General features: G+C 63.7%; 13 protein-coding genes, 1 tRNA gene and 1 rRNA gene (1 of these 15 cut by a window edge). 8 read left to right on the forward strand and 7 right to left on the reverse strand.

From position 1 onward, the window contains the following. The 4 genes from rrf to P8X75_09065 form a co-directional block, all read left to right on the forward strand. A 5S ribosomal RNA gene (rrf, locus tag P8X75_09050) occupies positions 1-5 on the forward strand (it extends 110 nt beyond the left edge of the window). A gap of 108 nt (positions 6-113) precedes the next feature. Beyond that, positions 114-190: transfer RNA gene (locus P8X75_09055), tRNA-Met, on the forward strand. A 149-nt stretch (positions 191-339) separates the two neighbouring features. Next, positions 340-1,233, forward strand: coding sequence for an NAD(P)-dependent oxidoreductase (locus P8X75_09060; GenBank protein ID MEJ1995345.1), 894 nt, complete (start codon positions 340-342; stop codon positions 1,231-1,233). 3 nt (positions 1,234-1,236) lie between these two features. After that, positions 1,237-2,034, forward strand: a complete 798-nt coding sequence (locus tag P8X75_09065; GenBank protein ID MEJ1995346.1) for an N-acyl homoserine lactonase family protein — start codon at positions 1,237-1,239, stop codon at positions 2,032-2,034. Positions 2,035-2,036: 2 nt separating this feature from the next. Here the strand turns inward: P8X75_09065 and P8X75_09070 are convergent, their stop codons facing one another. Further along, the gene (locus P8X75_09070; protein MEJ1995347.1) at positions 2,037-2,714 is read right to left on the reverse strand and encodes a GntR family transcriptional regulator; all 678 of its coding nucleotides are present in this window, start codon (positions 2,712-2,714) and stop codon (positions 2,037-2,039) included. Between the two features lie 4 nt (positions 2,715-2,718). Further along, on the reverse strand, positions 2,719-3,501 hold the full coding sequence (locus P8X75_09075) for an arylmalonate decarboxylase (protein ID MEJ1995348.1): 783 nt from the start codon (positions 3,499-3,501) through the stop codon (positions 2,719-2,721). Positions 3,502-3,664: 163 nt separating this feature from the next. Here P8X75_09075 and P8X75_09080 point away from each other — a divergent pair, with 163 nt between their 5' ends. The 4 genes from P8X75_09080 (at position 3,665) to P8X75_09095 (ending at position 7,650) form a co-directional block, all read left to right on the forward strand. Continuing rightward, positions 3,665-3,886 carry a hypothetical protein gene (locus P8X75_09080; protein MEJ1995349.1) on the forward strand — a complete coding sequence of 74 codons (222 nt, stop codon included), beginning with the start codon at positions 3,665-3,667 and terminating at the stop codon, positions 3,884-3,886. Between the two features lie 98 nt (positions 3,887-3,984). Continuing rightward, complete coding sequence (locus P8X75_09085) at positions 3,985-5,304, forward strand: amidase (protein ID MEJ1995350.1); 1,320 nt, start codon at positions 3,985-3,987, stop codon at positions 5,302-5,304. Positions 5,305-5,330: 26 nt separating this feature from the next. Then, positions 5,331-6,476: a Xaa-Pro peptidase family protein gene (locus tag P8X75_09090; protein ID MEJ1995351.1), complete on the forward strand. Its 1,146-nt coding sequence runs from the start codon at positions 5,331-5,333 to the stop codon at positions 6,474-6,476. A gap of 22 nt (positions 6,477-6,498) precedes the next feature. Further along, positions 6,499-7,650 (forward strand): Xaa-Pro peptidase family protein, encoded by a 1,152-nt coding sequence (locus P8X75_09095; GenBank protein MEJ1995352.1) that lies wholly within the window; start codon positions 6,499-6,501, stop codon positions 7,648-7,650. Between the two features lie 510 nt (positions 7,651-8,160). On the opposite strand, the gene P8X75_09100 is transcribed toward P8X75_09095, so the two are convergent. The 5 genes from P8X75_09100 to P8X75_09120 form a co-directional block, all read right to left on the reverse strand. Then, positions 8,161-9,834, reverse strand: a complete 1,674-nt coding sequence (locus P8X75_09100) for an ABC transporter ATP-binding protein (protein ID MEJ1995353.1) — start codon at positions 9,832-9,834, stop codon at positions 8,161-8,163. Between the two features lie 4 nt (positions 9,835-9,838). Next, complete coding sequence (locus tag P8X75_09105) at positions 9,839-10,675, reverse strand: ABC transporter permease (GenBank protein MEJ1995354.1); 837 nt, start codon at positions 10,673-10,675, stop codon at positions 9,839-9,841. Between the two features lie 237 nt (positions 10,676-10,912). After that, the gene (locus tag P8X75_09110; GenBank protein MEJ1995355.1) at positions 10,913-11,869 is read right to left on the reverse strand and encodes an ABC transporter permease; all 957 of its coding nucleotides are present in this window, start codon (positions 11,867-11,869) and stop codon (positions 10,913-10,915) included. 165 nt (positions 11,870-12,034) lie between these two features. Beyond that, positions 12,035-13,645, reverse strand: a complete 1,611-nt coding sequence (locus tag P8X75_09115; GenBank protein MEJ1995356.1) for an ABC transporter substrate-binding protein — start codon at positions 13,643-13,645, stop codon at positions 12,035-12,037. Positions 13,646-14,151: 506 nt separating this feature from the next. Then, positions 14,152-15,408: an aminotransferase class V-fold PLP-dependent enzyme gene (locus tag P8X75_09120; GenBank protein ID MEJ1995357.1), complete on the reverse strand. Its 1,257-nt coding sequence runs from the start codon at positions 15,406-15,408 to the stop codon at positions 14,152-14,154. Positions 15,409-15,474 lie beyond the last annotated feature (66 nt).

Below are 15,474 nucleotides of genomic sequence, written 5' to 3' on the forward strand. Positions count from 1 at the left end.
CAAGCCTTCCAAGACCACTGATCAAATCCCAAAGAGATCAAAACACAAAAGCAACCTATTCAAGACGCCAACCACAAACAAAAATCCGGCAAAACACAAAAACACCCTCCTAACGCGGGGTGGAGCAGTCCGGTAGCTCGTCAGGCTCATAACCTGAAGGTCGTAGGTTCAAATCCTACCCCCGCAACCAAACACGTCAGAACGCCCCCGAGCCCCTGGCCGGGGGCGTTCTGACTCCCCCCTGCACCAGAATGCCGGGGGGCGACGTCACGCACGTGAGGCTGTCGGTCAATCCTCCACTCCTCTATCCTGTCGTCGAACTGCGAGGAGGGGGCTGCCCTGGCGCTTGGCGATAAGCCGGAGATTCTGTTCATCGGACTGGGGAAGATGGGCTTGCCCATGGCGCGGCGCTTGCTTGAGGGCGGGTACGCCGTGACGGGTTCGGACAGCTCTTCTGGCGCAATGGAGGCCTTCGAGGCCCTGGGCGGCAAGAGGGGGGACCCGGCCCAAGCGGCCGCGCAGAAAGCTGTGGTCGTGATTACCATGCTCCCGGACGGTGGAACCGTCCGGAAGGTCCTGCTCGGCGAGCGCGGCCTGGCGCCTTTCTTGGGCGAGGGCGCCTGCGTCATCGACATGAGCTCTTCCGCGCCCGAGGGAACACAGCAGCTGCAGCGCGATCTTTCCGCTCTCGGGGTCCCTCTGGTCGATGCTCCAGTTTCCGGCGGCGTGAAGAAGGCGGTGGACGGGACGCTGGCGATCATGGCCGGAGGGGAGCCCGCGGATATCGAGCGTGTCACGCCCATCCTCTCCTGCATGGGAGCAAAGATTTTCAGGGCCGGGCCCATCGGCGCCGGGCACGCCATGAAGGCGCTCAACAACTTTGTTTCAGCCGCGGGCCTGACGGCGCTCTGCGAGGCCCTTGTGGTCGGCGAGCGCTTCGGGATCGACGGAGAGGCGATGGTGGACATCCTCAACGCCTCGACGGGGCGCAACAACTCCAGCGAGGTCAAAGCCAAGCCCTTCATCCTGTCGGGACGTTACGATTCCGGTTTCGCGCTCGCTCTGATGTCGAAGGACATCGGAATCGCCGCCGCTCTGGCCGAGAGCCTGGGCCTCGACACACCGAACCTGCGGCAGAGCAATGCGCTTTGGAGGGAGGCCTTGGCCGAACTCGGACCAGAGGCCGATCACACGGAGATCTTCAAGGCGATCGCCGCCAGGAAAGGGGAGTAAGCAATGAGTGAGGAGACCTACGAGGTCTACGCCATCAAGTACGGCCACCACGACCGCCCGGCGCGCGAGAACTTTCTCGACGGGCGGGGCGACGACCACAACATGCCGCTCGACTACTTCCTCTGGGCCATCGTCGGAGAGGACAGGAGCTTCGTCGTGGACTGCGGTTTCGACGAGGTGACCGGGCGCGCGCGTGGGCGCAAGACCACGAGACCGCCCGCGGAGGGCTTGAAGGCCATCGGCCTGGCGCCGGAGAGGGTCGAGGACGTGATCATCACCCACATGCACTACGATCACGCGGGCAACCACACCCTCTTTCCCGAGGCGCGCTATCACCTGCAGGAGCGAGAGATGCACTACTGCACGGGCCGCTGCATGTGCCACGGTGCCCTCAATCACGCTTTCGAGGCGGAGGACGTCGCAGCGATGGTGCGCCGGGTCTTCGAGGGCAGGGTGCGCTTCCACGACGGCGCATCCGAGATCGCCCCCGGCCTATCGGTTCATTGGATCGGCGGGCACACCGACGGACTTCAGGTGGTCCGGGTGCGCACGCGCCGCGGCTGGCTGGTGCTCGCCTCCGACGCCTCCCACTTCTATGCGAACATGGATCAGGCGCGGCCCTTTCCGATCGTCTACAACCTGGGCGACATGCTGGAAGGCTACCGAAAGCTCGACGCCTTGGCCGAAAGCCACGCGCATGTGATTCCGGGACACGACCCTCAGGTCCTGACCCGCTATCCGGCGGCGGGCAGGGGGCTCGAAGATTGGGTTGTGCGGCTCGACGCCGATCCGCTTGCGTAACCTTAACCGGGCCTGGTCGAGCTCTCGGCGCGTCTCGCGCCCATGGAGGTGTGGTTCTGCTGCATGTTGGCGACCGCGACCATGTCGCCGGTCGCCATCCAGAAGGCCGTCTCCTCCAGCTCGCGCAGAAGCAACGCCAGCTCCCTTTCCGGATTTTCCTGGAAGTAGGGGAACCAGAAGGGCGCGACCTTGTAATAGTAGAGATCGTGGAGCTGGCGCAGTTCCGGGTTCTCGATCAAGGCGTTGATGATACCGTGACGCCGTTCGTTGCAGCGCCAGAAAGTCATGGCGTCGCAGGGGACGGTGAGGCTGGAGAGCTCCTCATGAAGCGCGGCCATGCCCGCAGCGCTCTCAGGCGGACAGGGGCGGGTGGCCAATCGGCCGATCATGCCGGCGACCTCGATGCGCATGGCATAGATGGCCGCCAAGGTAGAGGGGTCGCCTGCCGTCACGATGGTGCCGACGCCCCGGCGTGTCTCCACAAGCCCATGGTTCGCCAGCCGCTGTAGCGTTTCGCGCACCGGCGTGCGGCTGACCCCGAACTCCTCGGCCAGTTCGGTTTCGCGCAGGATCGCGCCGAAGGGATAGAGGGCCGTGCAGATGCGCTCCCTCAGAACTTCGTAGAGGCGCGTTTCGCTTCGCAGTGGCTCAGGCGGCTGCGGGTTGGTTTGGTGGTTCATGGGCCTAGTGCTCCCGCAGCAAACGGCCCAGCCCTTCCAGGCGGTCCTCGGCGCCCGCCAGCCGCAGGCAGTCCCAGAGCATGGCCTGGTTCGAGCAGATCACCGGCTTGCCGATCTTCCGCTCAATCTCCTCCACCACCTCGATGCTGCGCAGCGCGCCACAGCTGAGTAGCAGCGCGTCGGCCTCCGGCTGGTCCAGGGCGCAGGCGAACTCGACCAGATAGTCCGGGGCCACCCGGATCATCTCGGTGTCGTAGCTGAGTCCCATGCCGCGCGCGGCCACCACTTCGAAGCCTGCAGCCTTCAGATAGCGCGCCACGGCCTCGTTCAACTCCGGCAGATAGGGAGAGCCCAGGACGATGCGCTTCGCGTCCATGGCCGTCAGGGCCTTGCGCACGGATCCGGCCAGGGTGGTGGCCTTGGCCCCCGGCGCACCTTTCAAAAGCTCCTGGCGGGCCGCCTCTTCGCCCACGGCCACCGTGCCCGAGGTGCAGGCGAGGCAGATAACATCCACCTTGTCGTCCGGCAGAATCCGGGAGGCGGCGTCTGCGAGGCTTCCGCGCAGCTGCGCCAGGCTTTCACTGGTGATCTCCCGGGGCATCGCCGCGCGGGCGAAGTACCCGCCGAAGCCGGGCGGAAGGTGCCGGATCATGTCCTCCTCGATCGTCTGCTCGTTGGGGATCAGGACAAAGCCGATCTTGCCGCGCGCGTTGCGCCCCGCATCGAAGCGGACCGGTCCCGCGGAGAAGCTTTCCAGCGATGCGACATCAGGGTGATCAAGGCGCACGTCGCTCTCCTTCAAGGTCAGAAAATTGGAATGGATGTATACATCAAAGACCTGAAGTCATGTAAACATGCAGTTAAATTAGCGAATTGCAGTCAAGAAGTATACATATTAGCATGTTTTCGACTCAAGGCGCCGCGGCGTCTACATCCAACGGGAGACGGTCATGGCACGCAGCAAGGCAACGCTCGCCACCCTCCAAGGTCTGCGGGACAGCCTGGCGTCTTTTGCCTGGCGCGATGAGGAGTTGAGCGAGCTTGTCGATCCCCGGTTCGGGATCATCACCGGGTTTGAGGATCTACTGGACGAACTGGAATCTCTGCGTGCGCTCGACCTTGGCGAGACGCCGCCCGCCGAGGGCGTGAGCGCGAAGCGTTCGACCCCATGACCTTCGAGAGATCCGCGCCAGATCGCATCCCAGACTTTGCGTCGCTTGGGAGACTGGCGGCCTTGCGCGATGAGGGCAAGGTTTCAACCGGGGACATCGTGAGACATTGCCTAGCGCGGATTGCGGCGCTGAACGAGCGCAGCAAGGCCTTTATCTCGGTTGACCTGGAAGGGGCGCTTGCCCAGGCCGAGTCACTTGAGCGGAGAGAGAGCGGCGTACTTCGTGGGCTGCCTTATGCCGTCAAGGACCTCTTCGACGTGGCCGGTCAGGTGACGACGGCCGGTTCGCGTGTCTTCGCGGATCGTCAGGCTAGCGAAGATGCAGAGAGTGTCGCGCGCCTGCGCCGGGCGGGGGCGATCTGTCTGGGCAAGCTGAACCTTCACGAGTTCGCCTACGGGGCCACGGGGGAGAATCAGCTCTACGGCACGCCCGTGAACGCCTATGACCACCAACGGCTTGCCGGCGGCTCCTCCAGCGGCTCAGCCGCCGCCGTGGCCTTCGGGATGGTCCCGGCGGCGCTCGGCACCGATACCGGCGGATCGGTGCGCGCGCCTGCGGCGCTGAGCGGTCTGGTTGGCCTGAAGCCCACCCTGGGCCTGATCTCCACGCGGGGCGTGATTCCCTATTGCTGGTCACTGGATCACCTGGGCTGCATCACCAGGAGCGCGGCGGACGCGGCGTTGCTGCTTTCGGTGCTGGCGGGCCACGATCCCCTGGACCCGGCGAGCGCCGATGTCGAGGTTCAGGACTATCCGGCTGCCATCGCACCACGAGGCAGCCTGGAGGGCGTGACCATCGGGATCCCGCGTGTCTTCTACTTCGAGCGCTGCGACCCGCAGATCCTCGCCGCGAGCGAGGCGGTGATGAAGCATCTCGAGCGACGGGGCGCGCGGCTGCTCGACGTGGAGCTGCCCTCGATGGAGCGGGCGCGCAGTGTATCGCTGACCATCCAGATGCCTGAGGCGCTGAGCTATCACATGCCTCACCTGGAGGCGCGAGGCGATCTCTACAGCGAGGAGTTCCGCGCCGGGCTGGCCCTGGGGCAATGCATCCTGGCCGAACACTATGTGCGGGCGCGCCGCATGCTGACCCTCTATCGCCGGCAGGTCGATGCGCTGTTCCAGGAGGTGGACGCCCTTCTGACCCCGGCCACGCCGGTGGTGGCGCCGCCGCTCGGCAGCGTGAGGCTGGGCAGCGGAGCGGACGCCGAACCCGTGGGCAACGCCATCACGCGCTACACCACCTTCTTCAACATGACCGGGCACCCAGCCATGACCCTGCCTTCGGGCCTGCATGGAACCGGACTGCCCATGGGGGTGCAGCTTGTGGCCCGGCATTTCGACGAAGCTCTGCTGTTCCGGCTCGCCTCCTGCATCGAGAGCGCACCGGAGTTCGCCCTGCCGCCGCCAAATCTTTGATCCCGCCGCAACGAGGAGAGCCCGCGATGCATTCCAATCCCTTCAGCGACGAAGAACTGGCGCGGCGCTTGGAAGCGACGCGCGCCGCGATGGCAGGCAAAGGCGTGGAGATCGCGCTTTTCTCCGCTCCGGAGAACATCTTCTACCTGATCGGTCTGGATCACTGGGGCTACTTCGCGCCCCATGTCCTTGTCGTGCCGGCGGAGGGAGACCTGCTGCTCATCACCCGCGCCATGGAGAAGGTGGTGATCCGCAATCAGGTGCGGAACGCAGCCTTCCTTGGACACAGCGATTCAGAGACGGCGGCGGATGTCCTCATCAAGCACCTCGGAGGGGCGGGGAGAGGAAAGGCCATCGGTTATGAGGCCTGGTCCTCGGGGTTCTCCCACGCCATGGGCCTGAAGCTTAGAGACGGGGTGCAGGCGAAGGAATGGATCGATATCAGCGGTCTCCTGGATGGCCTGCGCAACGTGAAGTCGCCGGAAGAGCAGCACTACATGCGTCTAGCCGCCCAGGCCGCCGATGCTGGGACTGACGCCGCCATCGCCGCCTGCCACGACGGCGCGCGGGAGGCCGACGTCGCCGCGGAATGTCTGGCCGCCATGACCCGGGCCGGAGGTACGCCGCCGGGCTTCGGCCCCTTCATCCGCCCGGCCCGCCGCATGGCCGAGGAACACACCTCCTGGGGCGATGGTCTGCACGCCGAGGCGGTCTTCCTGGAGGTGGCGGGCTGCGTGGCGCGCTACAACGCGCCCATGGGCAGGCTGGTCAGCATCGGCGGGATAAAGGACGAGGATGCGGCTATGGCCGAGCTTTCGATCAAGGCTTTCGACGCCACTCTGGCGGCGCTTAAACCCGGTGCGAAGGCGCGCGACGTCTATCAGGGCTGGCAGGCGGTTGTGGACGCCGCCGGGATGCCGGAGTACCGCCGTCATCACTGCGGCTATCTGGTGGGCATCGGGTTTCCGCCATCCTGGACCGGGGGGCCGAAGGTCAACGGCCTGCGCCATGACTCGGATCTGGAGATGCAGGCGGGCATGACCTACCACCTCATGTCCTGGTTCACCGAGACTGGGCGGGGCAACTTCTTCGTCTCCAACACGGTCCTGCTGGGACCCAACGGGGCTGAGGTCCTGAACCGCGTGCCCTATGGCCCGCATGTCACCCAATAGAACCCTCGGGAGGGACATCATCATGCTGGAGCATGCCAAACGGCGCATGGCTGAGTTTCAAGAACGCCTCAAAGATCAAGGGGTGGAACTGGCGATCCTGACCGATGAGGCCTCCATCGCCTATCTGGCGGGCTTCTGGGGCTACCTCGGGATCGAGTTCGGGCGGCCGACCTTTCTTCTGGTCCGGCCTGACGAGGCGCCCAGCGTCATCACACCTCTCATGGAGAGCGAGATGGTCTCCGCCATGACCTGGGTGGAGCGGGTGCTGCCCTGGGAGGACTTCGGGCAGCGCGGCTGGCCGAGGGTGCTTCAGGAAGCGGTCGGCGCGTCGCCCAAGGAGATATGGGTGGAACGCGACCGGCTGCCGGCGATCGTCCGGAACTTCCTGGATGAGCGCTATCCGGATGCTGCCCTGAAGGACGTAGCCCCGATCCTAGGCGAGCAGCGCATGATCAAGGGGCCGGAAGAGATCGCCGTGATGCGCCAGGCGGGCCTGGTGGCCGGGGCGATGATGCGGGCGGCGGGCGACTCCCTGAAGCAGGGCGTCCCGGAGTATGAGTCGGCCCTGGCGGTGATCGATGCGGGGAGCCGCGCGGCGGCAGGATTCCTGACCGACCGCGGCTGGGAGGCTTTCGTCTCTCCCATGATCCATAACCTGCAGATCATGCAGAGCGGGCGGGATACCTCGATGGTGCACCGCCGCGCTTCGGTCAAGCGCCTGGAGCGCGGCGATCCCGTCTACTTTTGCTTTTGCAACATGGCCCAGTTCAAGCAGTACAAGCTCGGCTTCGACCGTATGTTCCATATCGGCGAGGTGAGCGACGAGGCGGCGCGGGTGCAACAGGCGGCGATCGACGCCCAGCAGGCCGCGGTTGCCGCCATCCGGCCCGGTGTTCGCGCCGAGGAGGTGGCCCAGGCCGCGAACGAGGTCTACCGCGAACGCGGCTATGAGACGGGCTATCGCACGGGACGCTCCATCGGCGTCGCCTACCTGGAGGCCCCCGAGCTGAAGGATGGCGATAAGACCATCCTGCGGCCCGGCATGACCTTCGCCGTCGATGGCGGCATCTCCCTCGAAGGCGCCTGCGGCGGGCGCATTGGTGATTCGCTCGTGGTGACGGAGGAAGGCAGCGACTACCTGACCGACTATCCCAGGCGGCTTCTGGTGGTGTAGCCGGCTCCGAACGTCGGTTTTCCACCCTGTGGACTGATTTTCCAAGGCACTGATATAGCTTTAGGAATCGCGGAAATCCGCGGGTCCTGGCGAGCTATGCCTTGCGAGCCGCGCAGCCATGATTCCAGTGCATCGAAAAAGCGAAACGCCGTTCTTGATTTGCTCAATATGGCGTGCCACCTAATTGGTCGAACGCAGCGATGATTCAGTTTTTCGAGGCATGGTGGTCATGCGGAGGAAAGAGGGATCGTGAACCAAACCTGAGAGGAGGCGGACGATGACGAAAGATGATCTGATTCGGGAATATAACCAGCGTGCCGCTTCCTGGCCGGCGCTGCTCGGCGTCTATCTGATTCTGGTCGCTGTCATGGCCGTGTCTGCCATGTCGATCATCTAATCTGGACAGTCTGCCTAGCCTAGCTCCCCCCAGCGAAGCAGCTGAACGAAACAAGAAAAGCCCCGCTGCCAGACCGGCAGCGGGGCTTTTTGCTTTCTGCCCGGTGCAGGGGCTTAGTTTTCCGGCACCGCGTCGCCCACCTTGGTGGCCGCTTCGCCGACGTTGTCGACACCGCGTTCTTCCAGAAGGGTGGTCAGCCAGTTCGGATCCATCTCCGGGACGGACGAGAGCAACAGGTCCGTATAGGGATGGTGGGGCGGGGTGAACATCTCATCCTTGGGCCCCTGTTCGACGACCAGGCCCTTCTGCATCACCACGACTTCGTCGGCGATGGAACGCACCGTCGCCAGATCGTGGGTGATGAACATGTAGGCCAGGTCCAGCTCTTGCTGCAGGCGGTCGAGAAGCTTCAGGATTCCCTCGGCCACCAACTGGTCCAGTGCCGATGTCACCTCGTCGCAGATGATGAAGGTCGGCTCCGCCGCCAGCGCCCGGGCGATGCCGATGCGCTGTTTTTGGCCACCCGACAACTCAGGCGGATAGCGGTAGTAGAACTTGGACGGCTCCAGCTCGATCAGGTCGAGCAGTTCGTCGATCCGGTTCTTCAGCGCGGCGCCCTTGAGCCCGCCGTAGAACTGCGCCGGACGGCCGATGATATCGCTGATCATCACCTTGGGATTCAGCGCGGTGTCGGCCATCTGGTAGATCATCTGCGCCTGACGCAGCTGATCCTTGGTGCGGTTCTTGTAGCTGGGCGGCAGCGTCTCGCCCTTGAACTGAACCTCTCCGCTGGTGGGCGGGAGCAGCCCGGTGATGCAGCGCGCCGTCGTGGACTTGCCCGAACCGGACTCACCCACCACGGCCACGGTCATGCCGGCGTAGACGTCGAAGGAGACGTCTTCGAGCACCGGCGTGTCGCCGTATGAAGCGCTGACGGTCTTGATGGAGACCACCGGCGTGGCGTCGCCGCCGGGCCGGCTCTTCTGGTCCCGCTTGAAGCTGCGAACGGCCCAGAGGCTCTTGGTGTAGTCCTCCTTGGGATGCTGGAGCATCTCCTCGGTGGGCGCTTCCTCGACCTCGTTGCCTTTCAAGAGCACCTTGATGGTGTCTGCCATCTGCGCCACGACCGCCAGGTCGTGGGTGATGTAGATGGCGGCGGTGTTGAACTGGTCGACGATGTCGCGGATCGCGGCCAGAACCTCGATCTGCGTCGTCACGTCCAGGGCCGTGGTCGGCTCATCGAAGATGATGAGGTCCGGCCGGCAGGCCATGGCCATGGCGGTCATGGCGCGCTGCAACTGACCGCCCGACACCTGGTGAGGATAGCGAAAGCCGATCTCGTTGGGTGTCGGAAGCCGCAGCCGCTCATAGAGCTGCATGGCGTCTTCCTGGGCCTCCGTCCGCTTCTTGATGCGGTACTGGATCGGCGCTTCGGTGTGCTGGTCGATGATCTTGTGCGCCGGGTTGAAGGAAGCCGCGGCCGACTGCGCCACGTAGGCGATCCGCGATCCGCGCAGCGCCCGGAGGCTCGATTCCGGCGTGGTGGTCAGCTCCATGCCGTCGAACTCGATGGAACCGCCGGAAATGCGGCAGCCGTCCCGGGCGTACCCCATGGCGGCCAGTCCGATGGTCGACTTGCCCGCGCCGGACTCGCCGATCAGGCCCATGACCTCACCCCGGTGAAGGGTCAGGTCGACACCGTGGACGATCTCGTTCCACTTTTCGTCGGCGTAACCTTCGATCCGAAGATCTCTTATTTTGAGCAAGACGCTCTTATCAGCATTCATCTTATTACCCCTTCAGTCCGGAGGAGCGGTACAGCATCCAGTCGACGACGAAGTTCACCGCCACGGTCAGAAGCGCAATGGCGCCTGCCGGGATCAGCGGTGTGATGTCGCCAAAGGAAATCAGCGTCGCGTTCTCACGCACCATGGAACCCCAGTCCGCGGTCGGCGGCTGAATACCGAGACCCAGGAAGGAGAGACCGGCGATCAGCAGGAACACGAAACAGAACTCCAGGCCGAACTCCGCGATCAAAGGTGCTGTGGAGTTGGGCAGGATCTCCCTGCGGATCAGGTACCAGGTGCCTTCGCCGCGAAGCTTGGCCGCTTCGATGTAGTCCATCACCACCACGTTGCCGGCGACCGCGCGGGTCAGGCGGAAGACGCGGGGTGAATAGATCACCGCGACGATGATGACCATCACGTAGAGGTCCGTGCCGAAGATCGACAGCATCAGCAGCGCGAAGATCAGCGAAGGGATCGACATGATCACGTCCGCCGCGCGCCCCATGATCTGATCGAACCAACCGCCCTTGGTTGCGGCCAAGAGCCCCGCGATCGCCCCCATCAAGAAGGCGAGGAGGGTGGCCACCAGGGCGAGACCGACCGTGTTCCGCGCGCCATAGATGATGCGGCTGAACATGTCGCGGCCCAACTGGTCCGCGCCCAGCAGCATCTGCTCGTCGGGTGGAGCGAAGGCCGTGGAGATGACCTCGGCCTGCCCATAGGGCGCGATGATCGGGGCGAAGATGCCGGCGATCGCGTAGGTGAAGATCACGAAGAGACCGAAAGCCGCCGTCAAGGGAGCGGTCTTGATCTCCTTGGAGGTCTCGGTGGGCGCGATGATCACCAGGAACTCGCGGAAGGCGTAGGAGGTGCCCGCCGCGAGGGCCAGAAGACCGGCCGCGATCGTGACCGCGTAAAGAGCGCTCGGTCCGCCGACGATGCCCATGACGAAGGACACCAGGGTCAGCGAGAAGAGCAGAAGGAAGACCTGACGCTTGTTGTAGAAAGCCGCCAGGCAGGACGCCCCGATGAGGAGGGCGTAGTAACCGACTACGAAGAAACTCATGGTTTGCCCCCCTTACTTCGGATGCCTGAGACGCGGGTTCGTCAGGATTGCTCCGACGTCCGCGGCGAGGTTCAAGAGAATGAAGGTCGCTGCGAAGATCAGGCAGCAGGCCTGCACGATCGGGAAGTCCCGCTTCGACACGGCGTCGACCAGAAGCTGACCGATGCCGGGATAAACGAAGACCACCTCGACCAGCACCACGCCGGTGATCAGGTATGCGAGGTTCAGGGCAACCACGTTGATGATGGGCGCCCAGGCGTTCGGCAGGGCGTGCCTGACGATCACCTTCCAGGGCGGAACGCCCTTCAACTGGGCCATCTCGATATAGGGAGAGGCCAAGAGGTTGATGATCGCTGCGCGGGTCATGCGCATCATGTGCGCGGTCACAACCAAGACCATCGTGAGCGCCGGCAGGAAGGTCCTGTGCAGAAGCTCAGGGAGGGTCATATCCCGGCTGAGACTGGCGATGGCCGGAAACATGTCCGACTTCACCGCCAGGTACAGGATCAGGATGTAGCCCAGGAAGAACTCGGGCGAAGAGATGGAGGTGAGGGACAGAACGTTGGCGACCCGGTCGAAGATCGAGTTGCGCAGCAGCGCCACGATGACGCCCAGCACGATCGAAAGAGGAACCGCGATCACGGCTGCATAGGCGGCCAGGAACAGCGTGTTCATGAAGCGCGGGCCGATAGCGCCGCCCACGCGCTCGCCCGAAATCAGCGAAACGCCGAAGTCCATCTGCACTGCGCCCGCCAGCCAATCCAGGTAGCGGAAGATAGCAGGCTGATCCAAGCCGAGCTGCTCGCGCATGGCGCGGACGTTCTCTTCCGTCGCGCCCTGGCCGAGCACGGCCTGTGCGATATCGCCGGGAAGGAGTTCCACGGCGAAGAAAATGAGGATCGAAATCACGAGAAGCGTGACCAGACCGAGCCCGAGCCGTTTCAGCACGAGCATCAGAACATCACCCATTCTATCCCTCCAAACTTTTCGCTGACCTGCGGGAAGCTATGGATCAGCGCCCCTGTTTCCCCTGCGTCGGGTTCTCTGCGGCCTCCCGCGGCCGTGAGAACCTCTGGTCTTGATGGAAGAAGGCCCGGCGCCAATCTGACGCCGGGCTTCCTCAGACCGTCTTGCTTAGCTGTCGAACCACCAGCGGCTGCAGGCCCGTGCGCCGTCGCACTGCCAGCTGGCCGCAAGGTTCTCGCCGTGCTGCACGTTCTTGCGGCGTGCATAGACGAAGTTGGTGAACATCGGGATGATGGTGCCACCGTCATCACGGGCGAGCTGGCACATCTCGTGATACATCTCGGCCCGCTTGTCCTGGTCCAATTCGGCCTTGGCGGTGCGCAACAACTCATTGAAGCGCTCGTTCTGCCAATGGCTCTCGTTCCAGGCGGCGTCGTCCTTGTACGCCAGGCTGAACATCACGTCCGGAGTCGGACGCGCGCCCCACTGCACCATGCAGAAAGGCTTCTTCAGCCAGACATCGGAGTAGTAGCCGTCGTTCGGCTCACGCACGACCTTGAGGTCGATGCCCGCCGCCTTGGCCTGCTCCGAGTAGAGAACGCACATGTCGACAGCACCGGAGTAGACCGAGTCGGCCACCGAGATGTTGATCGAGAGGTTCTCATGCCCCGCCTTCTTGAGAAGCGACTTGGCCTGATCCGGATCGTAGGTCCGCTGAGGGATGTCGTCCGGGTGATACGGCATGTTCGGGGCGACGTGGAAGTCGTTGCCCGGAATGGCCGTACCAAAGGCGATCTTCTCGATGATCTCCTCACGGTTGATGGCCAGCTTCAAGGCGTTGCGAACATTGACGTCGTCGAAGGGTGCCTGATCGCAGAACATCGGCATGGTGATCGCCGCCGCGCTGGGCACGTTGTCGATCAAGATGTTCGGATCACGCTGGAGAAGCGAGAGCGTCTTGAGCTCAAGCTGCGTCACGGCGTCCACGTCTCCGGTGACGAGCGCGGTCTGGCGGGCGTTCGGGTCGTTGAGGACCGTCATCACCACGTCATCGAAGTAGGCGCCTTCCAGGTGCCAGCCTTCATGGCGCGTCAGGGTGCAGGAGACACCGAACTCGTTGTCGACGATCTTGTAGGGGCCGGAGCCGTCGCCGGACTGCCAGTTGGCCGATCCGTCGTCGTTGGCCGGAACGATGGCCAAGTGGTAGTCGGTCATCAGCCAGGGCAGGTCGGCGTTGCCGGTCGCCAGTTCGAAGACGACGGCGTGATCGCCATCGGCGCGGATGTCCGTGACGTCCTTCAAGAGCGCCGTGGCAGCGGAGGTGGAGTCCGGGCCGCGGTGATGGTTCATGGAGGCGATCACGTCCGTCGAAGTCACGGGCTTGCCGCTGTGGAAGCTGGCGTTCTGGTTCAGTTTGAAAGTCCAGGTCTTGGCGTCCGGGGTCGCGGACCATTCGGTGGCGATGTCGGGGCCAAGCGAGTTGTCGGGCTCGATCAAAGTCAGGTAGCTGCGGTAGGTATGCGCCAGCTGAATGATCGAGAAGCTGAGATAGGTGCCAGGATCGTGCGTGTCCGAGGTGTTGCCGTCATGGGTTCCAAGACGGAACGTGCCACCCTTAGAAGGGGCGGCTGCCGCGGACTTCGACCAAAGGCCGGTCGCCGCACTTGCCGTGAGGCCCGCCGCCGTGGCGTAACTCACAAACTCACGGCGGGAAATCCGCCCAAGCCGTGCCTCTTCGGCAAGTCGGCTGAGCAGTTCCGGATTCGAATTCTTTTTCATAGTACCTCCGCTGTTCGCATTCTTTTTGCTTCACCGGAACCTAAGGACCGGCAAAAGGATGACATAACCACGCCAGCTTCAGCGCTGAGACAGGCCCATCCAAACTGCAGCATCCGACGCGAGACCGGATCCTGATAGTCGTTTTCCGACACATCTGTATGAAAACACGAACTCTCTCTCGGCGCGAGCAGACTCTCGAACTTTTTTGCAAAGCTTTTCCAAATTCATTTTACTATTTATTTTCAAATACTTATGTGGCATTCTCCAATGATGAGATTGAAAAACCACTCGGAGCGCTTTTCCCGATGAAAAATTTACCTGTCGCGAATAGACAATATTCCCCGGCTGGGCTCATGTCCTTCCGCCCGTCCGGGGTAACTGGGTGACATGACCCAGAGGTGGGAGATACCGCTATCGGAGGGTGAGATCGCCCAAGCAAACGGCGTCAGGCAAGCGTCGGCCGGTAATGCCCCGAGCGCTGCGCAAGCGCCTCTTCGCAGAAGCCCTCAGCGGGCGGTGATCGCCTGCATGGCCGTCAGGAACTGGGCCACCTCCGCCACGGAGTTGTAGTGGCAGAGGGAGACGCGCACGCAAGAGTCCAGGCCGAGCGGGTCCAGGATGTTGCCGGAATAGTGGTCGGCCTTGCGCAGGTGGGTGCGGATGCCCTGTTCGTTCAGGGTCGCCACCACATCGACGGAGGGAACGCCCTCGACCGTAAGGGAGACAAGCCCCTCTCGCGCTGGGTTGTCCACGCCGCCGATGATGTTGACCCCCGGCATCTCCGCCAGGCCCTTCAGGTTTCCAGTCCCGTGAAGCATCGCGTCGGTGAGCGACTTCTCATGGGCGTGAATCGCCTTGCCGGCTGCTTCGATGCAGGCGCGGGGGTCCTCGTCCGCCGTGAACTGGCTGCCCAGCCAGACGAAATAGTCCACCACATCCGAAAAGGTCGCGTAGGACCCGGTGTCGCGCGTTCCAAACTCCCAGTTCTCCGCCGGTCCGCCCTTCAGCGACTCATGCCGGAGAGCCGAAAGCCGGTCCGAGATCCAGGCGACGCCGTAACCGTGCCGGGAGAAAACCTTGTAGGGCGACACCACGTAGCCGTCGATGCCGTAGGAGGCGATGTCGATGCGCCCGTGGCTGGCGTGCTGAATGCCGTCGACGATGATGTAGCAGTCCGGCGCCACCTCGCGGATCGCCTTGGCGATGGAGGCGACATCGACGCCCATCCCGGTGACGGGCGAGGTATGCAGGATGGTCGCCACCCGCGTGTCCGGCGTGATGTGGGGCCGGTAGTCTTCAGCCGTGACGCTGCCGGTCTCGTTCTTATGGGCGACCAGAACGTGTGGGCGCCCCATGGTCTCGGCCCAGTGACCGGCCGCGCTGCGGGTCGCCGGATGCTCCAGGGTGCTGCCGAGAACCTGTCCGCCTTCGGGGGCGCCGACCACCGCGCTCCGGATCAGGCGGAACAGCAGCTCGGTCCCGCTCTCGCCGACGAAGAACTGACCCTCCGGCGCATTGAAGAAGGTGCGCATCTTCGCCTTTGCCTCGTTGATGACCCGCACCAGTTCGTGCGAGGCGACGTTGTCGCGCCCCTGATTGTCCGGGATCGCCGCGAAGATGGCCGAGGTCTCGACCGCCGACTTGAGGGTCAAGGCGCCGCCCGCGTTCTCGAAGAAAATGCGCGGGCCCTGGAAGGGGCAGGTATCGACATGGGCGAAGCGGTTGCGGATTTCTTCAAGCAGGCCGTCTTTCTCGGAGATCATCGAGGGTTCCTTGTGGTTTGGCTTTGGGCTGAGTCTCAAATATGACGGGAGCGGTTGCGGAGCAAG

It is taken from the genome of Limibacillus sp., assembly GCA_037379885.1.
In the GTDB taxonomy this organism is placed as follows: domain Bacteria; phylum Pseudomonadota; class Alphaproteobacteria; order Kiloniellales; family CECT-8803; genus JARRJC01.